Here is an 18149-nt window from a genome sequence, read left to right as displayed (position 1 = left end):
CAGCCGACCCATGGAGCACGAGATGAAACTGCACAAGCTAAAAGCCGGTGAAGCCGCTGGCATCTACCTGGTCGAGTCTCCGGTGAGCGAGGCCGACATCCTGCTGATGGCCAAACAGCTGGCCAACCAACGTCTGCGCCGGGGACGGCAACTGACGACACCACGGGACGTATTCAGTCATCTGCAGGCGCTACTCGAAGGCTACGAGCACGAGGTCTTTGCCCTGCTGATGCTGGATTGTAAGCACCGGGTCATTGCCTTTCACGAGCTGTTCCGGGGCACCTTGGACGGAGCAAGCGTCTACCCCCGGGAGATCGTTAAAGTCGCCTTGGAACACAACGCTGCTGCCGTGATCCTGGTGCACAACCACCCCTCCGGCGATCCCGAACCCAGCCAGGCGGACCGCACGCTGACCGACAAACTAAAGGAGGCGCTGAATCTGGTCGGAGTGCAGACGTTGGATCACATCATCGTGGGGCACGAAGGCTGTGTATCGCTAGCGGAACAGGGCTACTTATAAGGAGGCGATATGACGCTACTGTTACGCACGGTCGCAGCCGTGTTTGTGTTTGCCGGCATCCTCGCTGGCTGCCTGGGGGTGTTGTTAGTGGCGGTTCTGATTGTGCGCTTTGTGCCGCTGTTGATTGCGGTGGTGCTGGCGTGCTGGATCTACCGGAACCTACAAACCCGAACGCCTATATAACCCTCATGTAAGTGTGGGCAGTCGAAAGGCTGCCCACACTGGCTCCGATTTTTCTTTTGCTCTGCACACCAGGCTGCTCAGCGAGCCCGCCTTACATCCACACCTCACACAGCGTTTCAGCCTGCGCCAGCACCAGCTGCGCGGCCTCTTCCTGCTGGTCGGGTGGGTATTTGTATTTACGCAGAATACGCTTAACCATCAGTCGTAGTTTGGCGCGCACGCTGTCGCGACTGCTCCAGTCGACGCTGACGTTCTGGCGCAGGCTGCCGGTCAGCTCGTGGGCAATTTTGGCCAGAGTTTCGTCGCCCAACTCACGCACCGACGCTTCGTTATTGGCCAAAGCATCGTAGAAGGCCAGTTCGTCATCATTCAGGCCCAGTTCATCACCGCGCTTGCTGGCGGCGGCGAATTTCTTGGCCATCTCGATCAATTCTTCGATGACCTGAGCCGTTTCGATGGATCGGTTCTGGTAGCGCTTGATAACGCTGTCGAGCAACTCGGAGAACTTTTTCTCCTGAGCCAGGTTGCTAGCGAACTTGCTCTTGATCTCACCTTCCAGCAGCCGTTCCAGCAGCTCTACCGCTAGGTTCTTCTCCGGCAGGTTGCGCACTTCGGCGAGGAAGTCATCATCCAGCAGGCCGATATTGGGTTTATCCAACCCCACGGCCGCGAAGACATCCACCACCTCGCCCGAGACCACGGCATTGCCGATGATCTGGCGGATGGCAAGCTCGCGCTCTTCATTGGTTTTCTTCTGCGCGCTGACTTCGCGCTTAATCAGCATCACCTTGATTGCCTGGAAGAAGGCCACTTCCTCGCGGACTGCCTTGGCTTCATCCAAGGTGCAGCACAGGGTGAACGCCTTACTCATAGCCAGGGCATTGTCGGCAAAGCGCTTTTTACCGTCTTTTTCGCCTAAAACGTGGTTGGCCGCTCCTGCCAGCAGCTTGTGCCCGCCGCTTAGGTAATCGCTGTAGTTAAAGCCATGCAGCAGGCTGCGCAGCACATCGAGCTTTTCCTCCAGCACGGAGTAAGCCTCGTGGGCATCCACGGTGGGCCGCCCACGACCCTTGCTGGCGGTGTACTCCTTGAGTGCCGCTTTCAGTTCGTTGGCGATGCCGATGTAGTCCACCACCAAACCGCCCTGCTTGTCCCTGAACACCCGGTTTACCCGGGCGATGGCCTGCATCAGGTTGTGGCCTTTCATGGGCTTGTCGACATATAGGGTGTGCACGCAGGGCGCATCGAAGCCGGTCAGCCACATATCACGCACGATCACCAACTGCAGCGGATCTTTAGGGTCTTTGAAGCGTTTCTCCAGGCGTTTCTTCACCTGGTTGGGGTAGATATGTGGGCGCAGTAGGGCTTTGTCTGAAGCGCTGCCAGTCATCACGATCTTGATCGCGCCCTTCTCCGGGTCTTCGTCATGCCACTCAGGCCGCAGCGCGATGATCTCGTTGTACAGGTGCACACAGATCTCGCGACTCATTGCCACGATCATGGCCTTGCCGCTTTGCGCCTGGCTGCGCTCTTCAAAGTGATTGACCAAATCCGCCGCCACACTCTGAATGCGAGGCTCAGCACCCACCACTTTTTCCAGCGCCGCCCAGCGAGATTTCAGGCGTGACTGCTGGTCTTCTTCCTCATCCTCGGCCAGCTCATCGACCTCTTCGTCGATATGCGCCAACTCCGCAACCTTCAGCGACAACTTGGCTAGCCGCGACTCGTAGTAGATGGCCACGGTCGCGCCATCTTCCTTGGCCTGCTGCATGTCGTAGACGTGGATATAGTCACCGAACACCGCACGGGTATCGCGGTCTTCGCTGGAGACTGGCGTACCGGTAAAGGCAACAAAAGTGGCATTGGGCAGGGCATCGCGCAGGTGCTGGGCGTAGCCCACCTGATAGCGCGCACTGGCCTCGGCGGCCTGCAGACCAGGGGCTTTGAGCGATGCACTAAAACCGTACTGCGTGCGGTGGGCCTCATCGGCGACCACTACGATGTTTGAGCGATCCGAGAGCACCGGGAAGGTGTCTTCATCCTCGCCCGGCATAAACTTCTGGATGGTGGCGAAGACGATACCGCCACTGGGGCGATTGGCCAGTTTCTCGCGCAAGTCGCCGCGCGTCGCCACTTGCACCGGCTGTTCACGCAACAAGTCCTGCGACAGCGAGAACACACCAAACAACTGGCCATCCAAATCGTTGCGGTCGGTGATCACCACAATGGTCGGGTTCTCCATCGCAGCTTCCTGCATCACCCTTGCGGCGAAGCAGGTCATGGTGATGCTCTTGCCCGAACCCTGCGTGTGCCACACCACACCGCCCTTGTGCGTACCGCCTGGACGTGAGGCGCTGACCACCTGCTGAATAGCCGCACGCACGGCATGAAACTGGTGATAGCCAGCAATCTTTTTGACCAGCCGACCGTCATCCTCAAACAGTACGAAGTAACGCAGGTAATCCAGCAGCATGGCGGGCTGCAACACGCCACGCACCAGCGTCTCCAGTTCGTTGAACTCACCCAGCGGATCAACAGTTACGCCATCAATGGTGCGCCAACGGGCGAAACGCTCAATGTCCGCCGATAGCGAGCCCATACGAGCCTCACTGCCATCAGCAATCACTAGAATCTCGTTGTACTGAAAGACGTCCGGAATCTGCTCTTTGTAGGTCTGGATCTGGTCGAACGCCTTCACCAAATCGGCATTCACATCCGCCGGATTCTTCAGCTCCAGCAGCACCAGCGGCAGGCCGTTGACGAACAAAATGATGTCCGGCCTACGCGTATGCTTCGGCCCCTGGATGCTGAACTGATTGATCGCCAGCCACTCATTGCCGCGCACATCGGCCCAGTCGATCAAGCGCACAAAGTCGCCACGGGTTTCGCCGTCTTTTTGATACTGAACCGGCACACCGCTGACCAGCAGGCGGTGGAACAAACGGTTAGCCGACAGCTGAATGGGCAGCCCTAAATCCACAACCTGCTTGAGTGCATCCTCACGCGCAGCCAAGGGCACGGCCGGGTTTAGCCGGGTGATGGCGCGACGCAAACGCTCAACCAGCAGCACCTGCCGATAGTGCTCGCGCTCAGGGCTGTCACCGTCATAGGCGATGTCCGGGCCATAAAGGTGGGTATAGCCAACCTCCGCCAGCCAGCCGAGGGTTTCTTGCTCCAGTTGATCTTCAGTCATGTTCGTCCTTACTGAACCTTACCTGACAGCCTAAAGGGCCTGTTACTAGCTGCTTTGTCAGTTACTTGGTCGCGATACAGTCGCCGCAATGGAGAACTCATTTGCAAGCAGCATCAGCCACTGCAGTGACAAGTCCGGCCACCTCTTTTAACCGCCCTTCAGCAGTGAGGCTGCTGATTCGTTCTTCCAACTGACCTGATACCTTTGCTGTAGCACGCCCAAAACCGAGAAGACTTAATGCTCCCGAAATGGCATCTTCGCGGCTCATTGAAAAACCGAGCATGACAGTTTGCATAAGCGCTTGATCTAACTCTTCTGGGGCAACCCACTCAAATTTTCGCTCAGCCGACTCCAAATGAGCACGGTTGCGAATAGGGATCGGTCGGTTGTCAGCGCCATACAAGAAACCGCCACGCTCGTTAAACAGCTTGTGCCGCACACCAAGTCGCACGGCTTCCTCTACCGCGTTGGTAATCCTTGAACCTGCCCGCGTCACACCAAAAGCTTCCATCAATCTGCGCGTGACTTCGCTGAGATGCACCGGAGCCTCAGCCTCAACCACGGATCTAACCATTTGCATCAGGTGCTCTGGTTTCTCTTGATGCAGCTCAGTCAACGATGCAACTAGAGGCAAGCGGGCTTTGAAGTATGGTTTGCTCAAACTAGGCATTGACTCTATAGCAGACGTGCCTCGAACAATCTCATGCTTAGGTTCTGGAGTTACTTCAGGGAGGGCATAACGCCCTTCTGCAATCTTGGCCCTCGCCGCCTCAATAGCTGCCACGGCCCGGGTGATTTCCTGCTGCGGATTACGGAACCAATCGGTGCTCCAGATACGGTGGAAATTCCAGCCCAACCCCTCTAAAACACCCTGGCGAAGACGGTCACGATCACGCGCAGATCGTGAGCTATGGTAGGCAGCGCCATCACACTCAATGGCCAGTACATAACGCCCCGGATACTCAGGGTCTTTAACTGCAATGTCGATAAAATACCCTGCAGTACCTACCTGGGGCTCAACCTCATAGTTACGCTCACGCAGCGCCTCAATCACTTCCAATTCAAATGGCGAATCAGCAGCCTTACCTGTTTCCCGAGCGACTTCAAGCTCACCCGTCTCGGCATATTTGAGGAAGTTTTTCAGTGCCCGAACGCCAAGACTGGCTCCCGCATCGAGCTCAAGCTCGTCAGCCCTGAAGTTACAAAACACACGCATCGCCAATTTGGCACGAGTGATCAAAACATTGAGTCGGCGATGTCCGCCCTCGCGGTTCAACGGACCAAACTCTTTGGCTATCCGCCCGGACTCATTACGCCCATAACCGATACTGATAAAGATCTTGTCTCGTTCATCACCCTGGATGTTCTCCAAGTTCTTTACGAAGAACGGCTCACTGCCCTGCGACGTGAAAAACGCCTCAGCTTCAGGCATCTGCCGCCGCAGCAATTCGATCTCGACCTGAATCAGATCACGCTGCGCCACACTGAATGCCGCGACCCCCAGCGATAGCTCTGGCGTGCGAATAGCGTGCTGCATGACAGCCTGTGCAACGGCCTTGGCCTCACCTTTGTTGGTACGGGTGCGACCCCGGTCATACAGAGCATCAGGCAGATAATCGAAGCTCACGCCACTGGCATGCGGATGTTGGCCCGCCGAAGGGAAGACCACCAGTTTGCTGTCGTAGAACTCGACGTTGGAGACTGCAATCAAAGATTCATGGCGGCTCCGGTAATGCCAACGAAGATAGCGTTCTTGGCTACCAGCCGCCTTAAACATGCTCAGAATGCTTTCGATGTCGGCGGTCGCAGCATCTTCATCATCAAGCTCCACATCGCGGCTGAAGAAATCAGTAGGGGGCATCTGCCGAGTATCACCGACCACAACCACCTGTTTACCGCGCATGATTGCGCCGAAAGCATCAACCGCTTTCACCTGAGAGGCTTCGTCGAATACCACAACGTCGAATTCAACCTTTCCTGGGGGAAGAAAATTCGCAATCGACATGGGGCTCATCATAAAGACCGGCTTGATCTGTTGAATCGCCCTGCCAGCCTTCTCAATCAGTTGTCTGATCGGGATATGCCGGCGTTTTTTGTTCAGCTCAGCCCGCAGAACAGCCATTTCTCCTGGCTGATTAATATTGGGCATGCCCTCCCACACCTGCTTGGCCAAATGCGTTTGCGCGTGATTCAGCGAGGCCAAATCAAGTGATTTGAACCGTGCAATCTGGTGCTCGTGTTTAATCCGGTCGAACTGCTGCAATGCAGGTTTCTCGGCGTAAACCCTCTGTACCAGACCGGAATACCAAGAGAAATCCAAAATTGCAGTCAACTGATTAGGCTCATCACTGCTGATAGCAATCTCAAGCAAGTCGTCCAACTTGACCTTGCGAAGCTGTTCCGACAACACATTGAATCGTGCCATTTGATAGAGCGCAGCCAAATTCCCCTGCCACTGCTGCAATCGTTCACCCAGTGCAGCCAACCCAAGCGATCTGACATCAGCCTTAGCGTTTTCGCCCTGCATGCCAGTTACTTCAAGCGCGCTTCGTAAAGCTTTGTCTAAACCGAGAACATGCTGCTCGATCCCTGCTACGGCATCACCCAAACCGCTCGCATCGGCGTGCCCTGCTAAAAAGGCAATAATGCCCTGCGGAATTTGCCCGTTGCCCAGGTCGTCATGCAGCTTGATGACCCAAGCACTCAACCGTTCTAGTACTGCCCAATCTGTCTTTTGTCGCTGCCATTGGGCACCGAAAAGTGCGCTACCCAATGCTTCATGCTGGTCATAAACCTTCTTGTTCTGCTGATAGGTCAATACCGAGTCAACCAGCTCCAGCATGCTCGCATTGGTCTTCGGTAATGCCTCACGAGCAAGCCCTTGGAGCCGCGCACGAGCTGCCCGGAAGCGGCCCGAGAAGATCTTCCACCACTTGTCGCCATAAGCCAGCAGGCTCTGTCGAACCTCTAAAAGATCCTGCTCCCAAGCAGCATCGATCAACTGGTTGTCATGTTTGGTGCGGCAAGCTGTCATACGCTCACCAGCGTCCAGCAGTTCACGAATGACATCACGCCTTGACTGCCATTCCCCCGTAGACAGCTGTACCCCTTCCAGTCGCGGCGCTTCAGCAGCACGCCGTGCAGCACGGCATACCACATCCACATCCGCCAAGGTGGCCGGTTGAGTCAGCATTAACCGGTCCGAAAGTGCTGCAGCAGCCGACTGCAACGCAGAAAGGTGTGAAGCAGCCAACTGCAATGCATCATTGGCGCTGCTCTGTTCGATAGGCGAAAAAAACGTCCGCTCACTGCCCCAGAAGACACTCCGATCAGGACGTCCCATTTCCTCTAGATGCAGCACCAGCTCATCAACTAACTCGCGCCGCTTTTGCTGCTCGGCATAACTCCAGGCAGCCATGGGTGCAAAAGGAATCACCGGTAATCCGGCATAAACACGTTTCAGTTTCAGGTAACGACCGAGCACCTCAACAAAAGGCAGCCCACTTGCCCCAGCACTTGAACTCACAGCCTCACAGTAGTGGTTAAGGCCATCTTGCAGCTCTTTCAAACTGGCAAGATCATCCTCGCCCACTTTAGTCAGCGGTCTGCCCTGCTCCAGCGTCCGGCCTAGCTCTTTGAGCACCGACTGCTTGGTGGATTTATGACTATGCAGCTCAAGTACAGCATCACCCAGGTGGCATTCATCCAAGCGCCGCTTCACCACCTCCAGCGCTGCCATTTTCTCGGCAACAAAGAGCACCGTTTTCTTCTGGCCGATTAGCTCAGCGATGATATTGGTGATTGTCTGCGACTTGCCCGTACCCGGTGGCCCTTGAATCACCAGGTTGGAACCCTCGCGCACCTCAAGAATGGCTTCTGTCTGGCTGCTGTCAGCATCCTTCACAAAGCGCACATCACCTGGATTGATCACCGAGTCAATGTGCACATCCTCGGCATAGGCTGCTCGCATATCGCCAAAACCTGAACCAAGCAGACGTTTCATCACGCCATTGGCATCAGGTTGCTTCTCTTCCGGCCAACTCTTCGGATCAAGATCTTTGAACATCAGGAACTTGCCAAAGGAAAAGAAGCCCAGCGCAATCTCATTGCTGGCGACCTTCCACCGCTTCTGCTTGCTGATTACATCTGCCACATCGTTGTAGAAGCGCCCAAGGCTGCTCTCATCAGTCGCAAAGCTGTCCTCGTCAAAGGCACAGGAGGCCAGATCCAAACCAAAATCAGTCTTCAGTTTGGCAACCAGCGACAGGTTCGGCATCAGCTCGTCACCGGAGTACTTCAGCTTGAAGGCATCTTTAGCGCTACTGCGTTCAAGGCTAACCGGCAGTAATAGCAAAGGTGCCTTGCGCAGGTTTTCGGAGCTATCCGCTTCGTACCAATGCAAGAAGCCAAGCGCCAGGAACAAGGTGTTGACACCTTGTTCCTCAATAAACCCTTTAGCCTCGGTATGTATTTTCAACAGCTGAAGAAACAAACGCTCGTCATCAATGGCTGTCTGCAAACGAGTATCTACATGCCGACGGGCCTTGCCGCTCTCATCGCTATCAGTCTCGTCGGCACTACTGGACCAGTCCAGATGATCCAGCTCATGCAACAACTCAGAATCACTGGCGGACTCCGCCTCACTATCCTCAGGTGTGGCAGTCTTAGCTAACTCAGCCAACTTCTTGCCAGACATTGGCGCAAAGGTCATGGTCTTGTACTGGCGATAAAGGATGTTGAAAACCTCCTCCGACAACTCATCGACCACCATCAAGGTCTTAGCTGTCTTGCGGAAGTTCAGCATGCTATTGCGAAGCCCAATATCCAGCAGTTCTTTGCGACTGCTTTGTAGCCTCTGGCTTATTAATGTACTCATTTAAAATCTCATCAGCTTAAATAAGAATCAAACCAATGGAGCCTCATAGCTCGACTAGACACAGAACACCATTTGACACTGCACTAGATGAAACACACATCACTCATAAGCAACATAAAAAATGGCGCCGGGCCACCTCAAGCATGAGAGCGAATTTATCAACTGCAGCTAGCAGCTCATGGAAACTTAAATCTAGGCATTCGCCAAAATTTAAGCAACCATAAAGATCCATACAGAAATCTAGCCAAAGAAAAGCTATACCTATCCAGAAAATGAATAGTATTAAAATTTAAAATCCAAAAGAGGGTAAATCTCATCATTTACAACAGCCGAGTAAGATATTGAAAAACCTTCCCTTTCAGCCTCAGCAATCTGCTGAGTCAATACGTCGTCTAAACTCCAGTCATTCTTACAACGCATAGACTCCCGCACCTCTTCTAACTCCTTTCGTGCCAGACGCTGACGTAAAACCAAAATATCATCACCTTCGCAAATCTGCCCGTCAACGTCCTCCAAAAATTCCAAAACAGTTCCATCAGCACATTTGACCTTATCAGAAACAACAGCGACAACCTCTGATAAATTAAATAGTTCATGGCCAAACATCTGATCAAATAGCGCACCCACATCTACATACATAAATCACCTCTCAATAAAAATAAAATTTACACATTAGAGCAAATCCATAGCCAACTCATAGCCATGATTTCGCTTTATCTTGTACACAGGGATACCAAACATCTCAGCCTTCTTGTTCAGCTTCAAAAGCAGTGAGCTATCAGCTTTTAAACCCGCTATTAAAGCTGATAATTTCATGCCATGAGGAATTTTAACAAAAGTATTTTTCTTCTCCAGATGTACAAGTCGCCATTCCCGTTCGTAAGCCCACTCGACACTTTTAGTAGCGAGCATCCTGCCGAGTGTTTGATGGGGGGAAAAGAGAGCTTCGGAAATACAAATCTCTGGCAAGAGTGACGAGTAGTGAACATCGTAGGAGGCAAATAATCCCTGATTATTCATTGCCAACTCCATTTTATTCACAGCGTATTCAATGCAGTACCCTGCATGACTAACGGCGTAATGCGACCACATAAGGGAACTATTCCATACTGACGAATAGCAGGCTACGCCGAACTGCTCAAACCGTTCTCTAATAGCTTGCTCCAACTCTTGCATATCGCATTCGCCTGCAATCCAATTTTGCAGTTTTTTAATCAAACTGCCGCTATAGAGCCAATGCTGGGAAACGCCCTGGTTATTATTAATTAACAGGCCTATGGCCTGACGTAACTTTTCCTCATCAAATGGGCCACGATAACTTAGGTCTTTTATAGTCAAGCGAAGATCCAAGGGATCATTAAATCTGAGAGGGTCCGAAACCCAAATCTCCTTGCTCGATACCTTGTCGAGTCGAGCTTTGAGCGCAGGCTGGTAAAGATAAAAAGGCACTGCTTTTTCAAGCCGCGCCATCCGTTCTTCGTGGAGATAAGAAATCACAGCTGTAATCTCGTAATCAGGGTTTCAGCAAGAGGCAGGCGCAGCTTGCCGGAAACCAGGCAGGAATTACGAGCCTGCGCAGTGGTGGTAGGTGCAAACGCTACGCCTGCGCGAAACCCTGCAACCATGCTGTCCATATTAAGCCTGTCAACGCCCACGCAGACACATCGCGTCATGCACACCCGCCAGCGCTTGCTGGGTTTTAAGCGCGAGTTGAACGATGCGCTGCACCAGGCCCTGCTCGCTGTCATCTTGCATGCTCAGCCAGGGCTCTGCAGCCGTCGCCCAGTTGCGTTCGTTGTCGTGCAATACGCTGGCGCGAATAACCGCGTTGGGTATCCAGGGCCACGCGAGCAAACTTTTAGTGCCGGGGCCAAAGGCGCTATCCATGGCGGCAGCTACAATCTCGGCGTCGGTTTGGTTCAGTTCGATCTTGGCGTTGTCGCGGCAAATGCCCCACACCAGCGCGTTTAACCGTGCAGCACCGAACTCAAAGCGCAGCTGCAGTTGATGCGCCTTGTGCAGCTTTACGCCAAAGCCGGCGCAAGCGAGCCCGCTGGACAGCGGTTGGTCTTCCCATGCCAAACCCAAGCTATGCGCTGCAAGGGCGTTTTCCAGGCTGCGTTTGAACTCGGCTAGCAGCTGGGCTTTTACCTGTTCGATGGACTGCGCCACTTTGAGTGCGGCTTCCAGGTGTTCCGGCTTTTGCAGGATCACCGCCTTGATTTGTTCGGCCTCGCTCACGTCACTTTCTCCATTAACCTGCTGGCGCACGTAGGCGCTGAGGGCTTCTACAAACAGCCGCACTTTAGGGGCGCGGGTGTGGCAGGCGCTGTCATCCAGCCATTCGGCAATCCGTAAAAAATCCAGGCGCAAGAAGTTGCCGGTTTGCTCCAGCGCCTTGCGCTGATCCTCGCTCAAACTGGCTTCGGAAGGGTCCCAGTTGCAGGCATATACCAGCAGCCACTGCCCACCTCGGGCCGACAGCTGCAGAAAGCGCGCGTAGTCTTCGAGCTGCTTGTCCTGGTCGGCGGCCCAGGGCTTGTTTTCGATGCCGATCACGCCACCGCGAAACTCAAGGTAAATATCGAGAAAGCGGCCGCTGTGGGTGCGTTGTTCCAGCTCTACGCGCAGCAGATCCTGCGGCTCAAAACCGGGTTGCCCCAAGCGCTGCAGCAGGCCGCGCAAAAACAGTTCGCCCTGGCCGTGCACGCCTTTTGTATCCAGCAACAGGCCGAGGTAGCGCGACAGTGCCACCTCGTTATTGCGCAGGTGATCCACCAGGTTAAAGTCCGGGGCCAACTCAGCGGCGTAACGCTGTTTGGCTTCGGCCAGGGATGCCGCACGAATACGCACGGCATCGAGCAGATCGATAATGGTGGCCGGGGTGCTCATGTCAGCGCCTCACTCATAGACTGCTCTGCGTCGGGCAAGCGCAGTTGGCCGGAGATTAGGCGGGGTAATAGAGTGTCGCGCAGTTGGGTAAGGGTTTGGGCTTGCTCGTGATTGGCCAGAATCGACTCCAGCAAGGGCTCAACTATGCGATTAAAGCTGCACAAGACATCAGGGCGAGGAATCACGAGAGGGTAGGCAAGCAGTGCGGCGCCACTCACGTTTGCTTGCGCACTGCCATGGGACTGTGACTCTGCATAGACCTTGTATGCAGAGTCACGAACTGCGCAGTAAACCATCCCTATATCACTCAATCCCGCGCGAGTAACCAGCCGGCCCACACGCTGGTTGATGTAGGCATCTGGCTCAATCTGAGGCACCAAGCCGGTCTCGCCGACATAACCAGTCATACCTACCAACAAATCACCACGGGAAAGCTTGAAGCGTTCAAGTCCGACAACTGTGGTTGGTGCAACCCGAGAGCAACCAGAAAAATTGATCAGACCAGGCTTAACATCACCGATCTTTACTACCGGATGGCCAGTATCAACCCAGTCTTGGCTTTTGAAGGCATAACCGTTCTGGAAACTAGCCAAGTCCGAGAGCACTCCGGCTTTCCACCCCTTCGGCACCAAGCCCAGTTCGGACTCTTCGAAGCTATCGGGGAACAGGGCGGCGGTGGTGGCGTCCATGCCTTCCGGCTGGCGGCCTTCGGCCTTGGCGCGCACGGGATCGAAATCGACGAACCAGGATTTGAAAAGCGCCTGGGCGATGGCTTCCAGGGTGGTGTTGGTTTCGCGTAGCAGGATGATGCGGTCGTCGAGAGTGCCAAGAAATGCAGCAATACTTCTTTGTTCATTCAACGGCGGCAAAGGAACTCTAATAGACTTCAGAGAAGCTAGGGGCTGGCCTATGCCGGGGGTGCCGACCTGAGAAGCATTTTTAAGAAGCTCATATCTGCCATTTTCTGACTTAAAAAAATAATAGATAAACAGTGGGAATGCTTTTAATGGGTCGCACGTGAGCTTCATTAAGCTAGAAGAAATCACATACTGCTCGCCATCATCCGGAACAATACCAACCTCGCCGATTGAGCCCCGATGAGGGAAAACCAAGTCATTTGGCCTGAGGTTTGCGCCACCTAACTCCTGTGCCTTCTCCGAGGTGACAAATACAAAATCGCCCGAAAATGTTCTACCCGAGGATATGTTTGTGCCGCGAACTACCTTTACTCCCTGCGCCACATAACAGTCACTCTTCATTCTTGAGCCGAAAGGGCCAATCGCGATGCTCGCTTGAGAGGACGCCTTCATATCGTCAACTAGAGCACTTCCCCACTCAGAACTCATACCCCAGCCCCCCTAGCTTCTGTCGGATCAACTGATCGAGTTCTGCACCCTTCTCCATCTGCTCGCCAAGCTGCTTTGTCAGCCGCTGCATCTTCTCGGCAAAGGCTTCGTCGTCGTCCTCCACCTCTTCGGCACCGACATAGCGGCCCGGCGTCAGCACATGGCCGTGCTCAGCGATTTCCTCCAGTTTGACGCTGCGGCAGAAGCCGGCGATGTCCTGGTAGTCGGCAATCTCACCGCCCACATCCAGCGGTTCGTCGCGCCAGTTGGCCACGGTTTGCGCGATGCGTTCGATATCGGCATCGGTCAGCTCGATCTGCACGCGGCTCACGCTGGTGCCGAGTTTGCGCGCGTCGATAAACAGCACTTCGCCGGGGCGGGCGGTTTTCTGTTTGGTGAGGAACCACAGACAGGCGGGAATCTGCGTGTTGAAGAACAGCTGGCCGGGCAGCGCGACCATCACTTCCACCACGTCGGCCTCAACCATGGCTTTGCGAATATCGCCTTCACTGTTCTGGCTAGAACTCATGGAGCCGTTGGCCAGCACGATACCGGCGCGGCCATTGGGCTTTAGGTGGTAAAGCATATGTTGCAGCCAGGCGTAGTTGGCGTTGCCTTGCGGCGGTGTGCCATACACCCAGCGCGGGTCGCCTTCCAGGCTGCCGTGCCACCAGTCGCTGATATTGAACGGCGGGTTGGCCAGCACAAAGTCGGCACGCAGGTCTGAGTGCTGGTTGCGCACGAAGGTGTCGGCCGGCTCTTTGCCCAGGTTGAAGTCGATGCCGCGAATGGCCAGGTTCATCGCCGCCAAGCGCCAGGTGGTGGGGTTGGCTTCCTGGCCGTAGATGGACACATCGCCCAGCTTGCCGCCGTGGGCTTCGATAAATTTCTCGGACTGCACAAACATGCCACCCGAACCGCAGCACGGGTCATACACCTTGCCATGGTGCGGGTTAAGCACGGCTACCAGGCTTTTAACGATGCTGGCCGGGGTGTAGAACTGCCCGCCGCGCTTGCCCTCGGCGCTGGCGAACTGGCCGAGGAAGTATTCATACACCTGGCCGAGTAGATCGCGGGCTTTACCGATGTCGTCACCAAAGCCGATGGTGGAGATCAAGTCCACCAGCTCGCCGAGCTTGCCGTCCGGCAACTGGGCGCGGGCGTAGCGTTTGTCGAGGATGTTTTTCAGCCGTGGGTTTTCTGCCTCGATAGCAGCCAGGGCATCGTCGATGCGCTTGCCGATATCCACCTGTTTGGCGGCAGCACGAATCGACTCCCAGCGCGCCACTTCCGGCACCCAGAACACGTTCACTTCGCGGTAGTAGTCGCGGTCTTCAAGCTCAGCGTTGAGCGCTTCTGGGTCATCATCGCCCAGGTAGTAGTCGTCGTTTTCATCCAGCAGCTTGTGCTCCAGCTCGGCGCGGCGGCCGGCGAAGCTGTCAGAGATGTATTTGAGGAAAATCAGCCCGAGCACGATGTGCTTGTACTCGGCGGCGTCCATATTGGCGCGCAGCTTGTCGGCGGTGGCCCAGAGGGTTTTCTCCATTGCCTCAATGCTTGTGGCCTGCTGCTTGGGCGCTTTGGCCTTTTTCACCGCTGCGGCGGCTTGCACCACATAACCGGCAGAGACTTCTTCGGTATTCACCGGGGCCATACGTTCACGGGCCTTGTTCAACACCTGATCCGCCAGGCTGCTGCCCGACACCTGCGCACGCAACACCGAACCACCGCGACCACGGCCTTTGACCAGCACGCCCTGCTCGATCAGCGCATCGCGGGCAGCCCAGAGTTGTTCTTCGCTAATCTGCGGCAACTGCGCTTTAAGCCGCTCAAACAACGTTTGATTGCCAATGCTGCTGCCATCAATCGGCACAGCGGCTAATAGGCTCTGGCGTAGAAGGGTTGGGTCGATCATTCAGCACTCCGAATGCAGACGGCGAACAGCTTTGGCCGCACGCATACCGCTATAAAGTCTTATGGCCCGCTGCAGTCCAACCGATATTGTTGCTATCGATAAACCACCAGCACGGCCTGAAAATTCTGCTTGCTTGCCCGCAACCCCTCAGCATCGAACCCTTGGGGAGGGTTAAGCAAAGCGGCTGCAGCATGCGCTGCAACCGCTGTTTTACCTGGCTTATTGAGCCTGGTTACTGCTCAACGGGATTGCCTGGGCATTGGCTGCACGGTAACCCGGCTTGAGGCGCGGATCGATCAGCGGCGTGCCTTCTACTTCGATTGAGCTTTGCCCGTAGATGTAAGGGATCCACCAGAACTTGTGGGTAATTACCCCGTCGAGCAGGGCCACTGCACCCGGCGTACTCTCAATTGCTTTATCCAGCGCTTCCTTGGCATTGGGCTGCCCTGTAGGGATAAAGATAATGATGTGCGACTTGTCTTCACCGACCACACGCTGCGTACCGCGCTCAAATTCTGCACCGCGCGACATGTCCATGTTTTTTGAGGAAATAGTCGTGAAATCGATATAGCGCTGGGTACAACCTGACAGCAAGACCACTGCTGCTGCCAATAACGTCAACTTCTTCAAGCTACTGCTCCCTGGTGATCACATGCTTCATGACTAAATGTATGAAGCTAGAACTATCGGCCTCTCGGCCATTTGAACGGGCAACCTGGTTGCCCATTCAATCCTTGATGACGCTGAAGCCAAACTGAACGGGCTTCTACGCGCCCATTTTCCTATAACAGCCCCACTCAACTCATGACTGAACCTGGCCAGCGGTGAAGTGCACGGCTAGTACTTGCTGCATTTTTAATTAAACACACGGACGCCTGTAGGCGTTATTTCGGGGGCGGTGGACCAAGAAGGGCTGGGTTTGAGACCAGCAATCAGGCGGGACCGTCCTTGGTGCTTAAAGCGTTATTGTGGTGCGATGGCCGTCACATTATCCACACTGCTGACAGCGGTAAAGGTACAGCAACGGATTTGACAAGAATTACGCACACTACGCTGTAATGTCCGCTATTGGGCGGCAACGATTTAAATAGAGCCTCTCAGCCTCCTTGGCACTCAGGTTGCTCGCAGACCAAATACTCAAGCAGCTGAACCTTCCTACGCAGTTGCTGCACATGTGCGCGCTCGGCGCGCAATGCTGCCTGTAATTCGAATTTTTCATGCTCCAAACGCTTGCGATGCTGGCCCAACTTTTCACTCAGTTGGCATTGGAGCTGTAGCAGTCCTTGCAAATGCTGGTCGCGCACCAGCAATAACAAAAGCAGCAAGCCCATCATTAAGAATACAACTGAGCCTACGAGAAACAGCACCCAGCCTAACTGTATGCCTTCCATGTGCACCTCTGCCTCAAACAGCGACGTCGCTTGAACGACGCCTCCAAGATATGTAGCTTTAGCAGACACATCTAGAGTGTTTACTCGTACAGGTAAAGTTTTCAAGCAGATGGAGTGGCTATGAAACGCAAGCAAGAAATCGAATCGGTGCGCTGGGACCTGGCGCTGCGTTACCGCCTGATCGAAACCGTGGTGTGGTGGGAAGGCCGACTGACCACGAACCACCTTATGCAGAGCTTCGGTATCAGCCGCCAGCAGGCGTCAAAAGACATCAACACTTACATCAACGAGCATGCGCCGAAGAACCTGGAATATGACAAGCATTTGAAGGGGTATGTGCCGAGCAAGCAGTTCAAGCCGCTCTTCATCGACGACAGTGCCAGCGCCTATTTGCACCTACTCAACCAAAACCATGACCGCGCCCCGCATGTGGACGGCCTGGCATTGGCCTATGCGCATACCGAAGTGCTGCAGGTGCCTGATCGCACGGTGCGCCCAGAGTTGCTGCGCCCTCTTCTACGCGCCTGCCGCGAAGGCCTGCGCCTGGAATGTGAGTATGTGTCCTTCACCACACCGGACGCCGAAACTCGGCTAATCGCTCCGCATACGCTGATCTACACCGGCATGCGCTGGCATGTGCGTGCGTATTGCGAGAAGAACAGGGATTACCGCGACTTCGTGCTCAGCCGCTTCCGTGGTGTGCCGGAGTTGATGGACGATGCTTCAGAAAATGGCCGCGACGAAGACGATGGCTGGAACAGCCTTGTGAGCGTGCTGATCGAGCCAGACTCACGCCTAAAACCCGAGCAGCAAGCCATCATTGAAACCGACTACGGCATGCAGGATGGCCGCCTGGTGATCAAGACCCGTGGCGCGCTGGTGCAGTACGTGCTGCAGCGCTATCAAATCGACACGACCAAGGTACATGCCAAAGCGACAGCGCAACAGATTGTGGTGGTGAATTTGGATGAGTTGCAGGGGTGGCTTTATCACTGACGCTTAGCTTTCACCCGTTGCGTATGGCTGATTAGAGTGCGCCTACCGCCAACTTTGCCAAGGAAGAATTGCATGTACGACATTATCGGAGACATTCATGGCTATGCCTCGGCACTCAAGCGCCTTCTACTGACGCTGGGTTACCAAGAACTCAACAGAATCTGGCAGCATCATGAGCGCAAGGTGATTTTCCTTGGGGACTTCGTTGATCGCGGCCCTGAGCAAGTCGAAACCGTCCAAATTGCCCGTCGCATGGTCGAGGCAGGATACGCGCTGGCGGTGATGGGAAATCATGAGTTCAACGCGGTTGCCTGGGCCACTGCACACCCGACTCAAGCGGACGAATTCTTGCGTAGCCACTCCCAAAAAAATCGCGCTCAGCACCAAGAATTTCTCACCCAAATAGGCGAGTGCTCCAGCGAACATCAACAGACCATCGAGTGGTTTAAATCGCTGCCGTTGTTCCTGGATCTTGATGGACTGCGTGTGATTCATGCCTGCTGGCACCCGCAAAAAATCGAAACACTGAAACCACATTTAGATGACAACGTACGTTTACGACCAGATGCGTGGCGGGCTTGTTGGCGCTGATGGAAAATTGACCCACCCTGCCGATTGAAATTTGACCCAGGGCGGATTGCTGATTTTGTTACCAGCAACTGTGGATAAGTCTACCAGCGCAGCTGCTGTTGCCCCCACTCCTTCGCTAGCCCAGTTCAGTTGTTTAAGACCTGCCACACGCAGCCATGTAGCAGGCCGTCGTCGCCATGAAATCAGAACGGCTCATCGTCCTCCGGTTCTTGGCCGCCCTTACGCTTTCGCTCCCGTGATTTGATC

General features: G+C 54.7%; 13 protein-coding genes. 4 read left to right on the top strand and 9 right to left on the bottom strand.

All coding sequences use genetic code 11. The features are described 5' to 3' along the window. The first annotated feature begins 22 nt into the window (after positions 1–22). Together radC and SOP97_RS06975 are read left to right on the top strand one after the other, a co-directional pair. Positions 23–520, top strand: coding sequence for a RadC family protein (radC, locus tag SOP97_RS06980; RefSeq protein ID WP_322948744.1), 498 nt, complete (start codon positions 23–25; stop codon positions 518–520). Positions 521–529: 9 nt separating this feature from the next. Beyond that, positions 530–703 carry a hypothetical protein gene (locus tag SOP97_RS06975; protein ID WP_322948743.1) on the top strand — a complete coding sequence of 58 codons (174 nt, stop codon included), beginning with the start codon at positions 530–532 and terminating at the stop codon, positions 701–703. A 91-nt stretch (positions 704–794) separates the two neighbouring features. On the opposite strand, the gene SOP97_RS06970 is transcribed toward SOP97_RS06975, so the two are convergent. The 9 genes from SOP97_RS06970 to SOP97_RS06930 all read right to left on the bottom strand — a co-directional run bounded on the left by SOP97_RS06970 (position 795) and on the right by SOP97_RS06930 (position 16316). Next, the gene (locus SOP97_RS06970) at positions 795–3896 is read right to left on the bottom strand and encodes a type I restriction endonuclease subunit R (RefSeq protein WP_322948742.1); all 3102 of its coding nucleotides are present in this window, start codon (positions 3894–3896) and stop codon (positions 795–797) included. 97 nt (positions 3897–3993) lie between these two features. Then, positions 3994–8772 (bottom strand): DUF3320 domain-containing protein, encoded by a 4779-nt coding sequence (locus SOP97_RS06965; protein ID WP_322948741.1) that lies wholly within the window; start codon positions 8770–8772, stop codon positions 3994–3996. 282 nt (positions 8773–9054) lie between these two features. Further along, positions 9055–9411, bottom strand: coding sequence for a hypothetical protein (locus SOP97_RS06960; protein ID WP_322948740.1), 357 nt, complete (start codon positions 9409–9411; stop codon positions 9055–9057). Between the two features lie 33 nt (positions 9412–9444). Continuing rightward, positions 9445–10269: a DUF2971 domain-containing protein gene (locus tag SOP97_RS06955; RefSeq protein ID WP_322948739.1), complete on the bottom strand. Its 825-nt coding sequence runs from the start codon at positions 10267–10269 to the stop codon at positions 9445–9447. Between the two features lie 147 nt (positions 10270–10416). Further along, positions 10417–11664 carry a PDDEXK-like family protein gene (locus SOP97_RS06950; RefSeq protein ID WP_322948738.1) on the bottom strand — a complete coding sequence of 416 codons (1248 nt, stop codon included), beginning with the start codon at positions 11662–11664 and terminating at the stop codon, positions 10417–10419. After that, positions 11661–13010 (bottom strand): restriction endonuclease subunit S, encoded by a 1350-nt coding sequence (locus SOP97_RS06945; protein WP_322948737.1) that lies wholly within the window; start codon positions 13008–13010, stop codon positions 11661–11663. Before SOP97_RS06945 ends, SOP97_RS06950 begins: the two co-directional genes overlap by 4 nt. After that, positions 13000–14925: a class I SAM-dependent DNA methyltransferase gene (locus SOP97_RS06940; protein WP_322948736.1), complete on the bottom strand. Its 1926-nt coding sequence runs from the start codon at positions 14923–14925 to the stop codon at positions 13000–13002. The genes SOP97_RS06945 and SOP97_RS06940 overlap by 11 nt, the downstream gene beginning before the upstream one ends. Positions 14926–15144: 219 nt before the next feature. Beyond that, positions 15145–15555 carry a hypothetical protein gene (locus SOP97_RS06935; RefSeq protein WP_296125599.1) on the bottom strand — a complete coding sequence of 137 codons (411 nt, stop codon included), beginning with the start codon at positions 15553–15555 and terminating at the stop codon, positions 15145–15147. 467 nt (positions 15556–16022) lie between these two features. Then, positions 16023–16316 carry a hypothetical protein gene (locus SOP97_RS06930; protein WP_322948735.1) on the bottom strand — a complete coding sequence of 98 codons (294 nt, stop codon included), beginning with the start codon at positions 16314–16316 and terminating at the stop codon, positions 16023–16025. Between the two features lie 120 nt (positions 16317–16436). Here SOP97_RS06930 and SOP97_RS06925 point away from each other — a divergent pair, with 120 nt between their 5' ends. Continuing rightward, positions 16437–17312 (top strand): WYL domain-containing protein, encoded by an 876-nt coding sequence (locus tag SOP97_RS06925; protein WP_322948734.1) that lies wholly within the window; start codon positions 16437–16439, stop codon positions 17310–17312. 72 nt (positions 17313–17384) lie between these two features. Further along, positions 17385–17903: a metallophosphoesterase gene (locus SOP97_RS06920; RefSeq protein ID WP_322948733.1), complete on the top strand. Its 519-nt coding sequence runs from the start codon at positions 17385–17387 to the stop codon at positions 17901–17903. The last annotated feature ends 246 nt before the right edge of the window (positions 17904–18149 follow it).

The sequence above is a fragment of the Pseudomonas spirodelae genome, from assembly GCF_034653255.1.
GTDB classification, from domain to species: Bacteria; Pseudomonadota; Gammaproteobacteria; order Pseudomonadales; family Pseudomonadaceae; genus Aquipseudomonas; species Aquipseudomonas spirodelae.
This window is presented reverse-complemented; position numbering and strand designations above follow the sequence as displayed.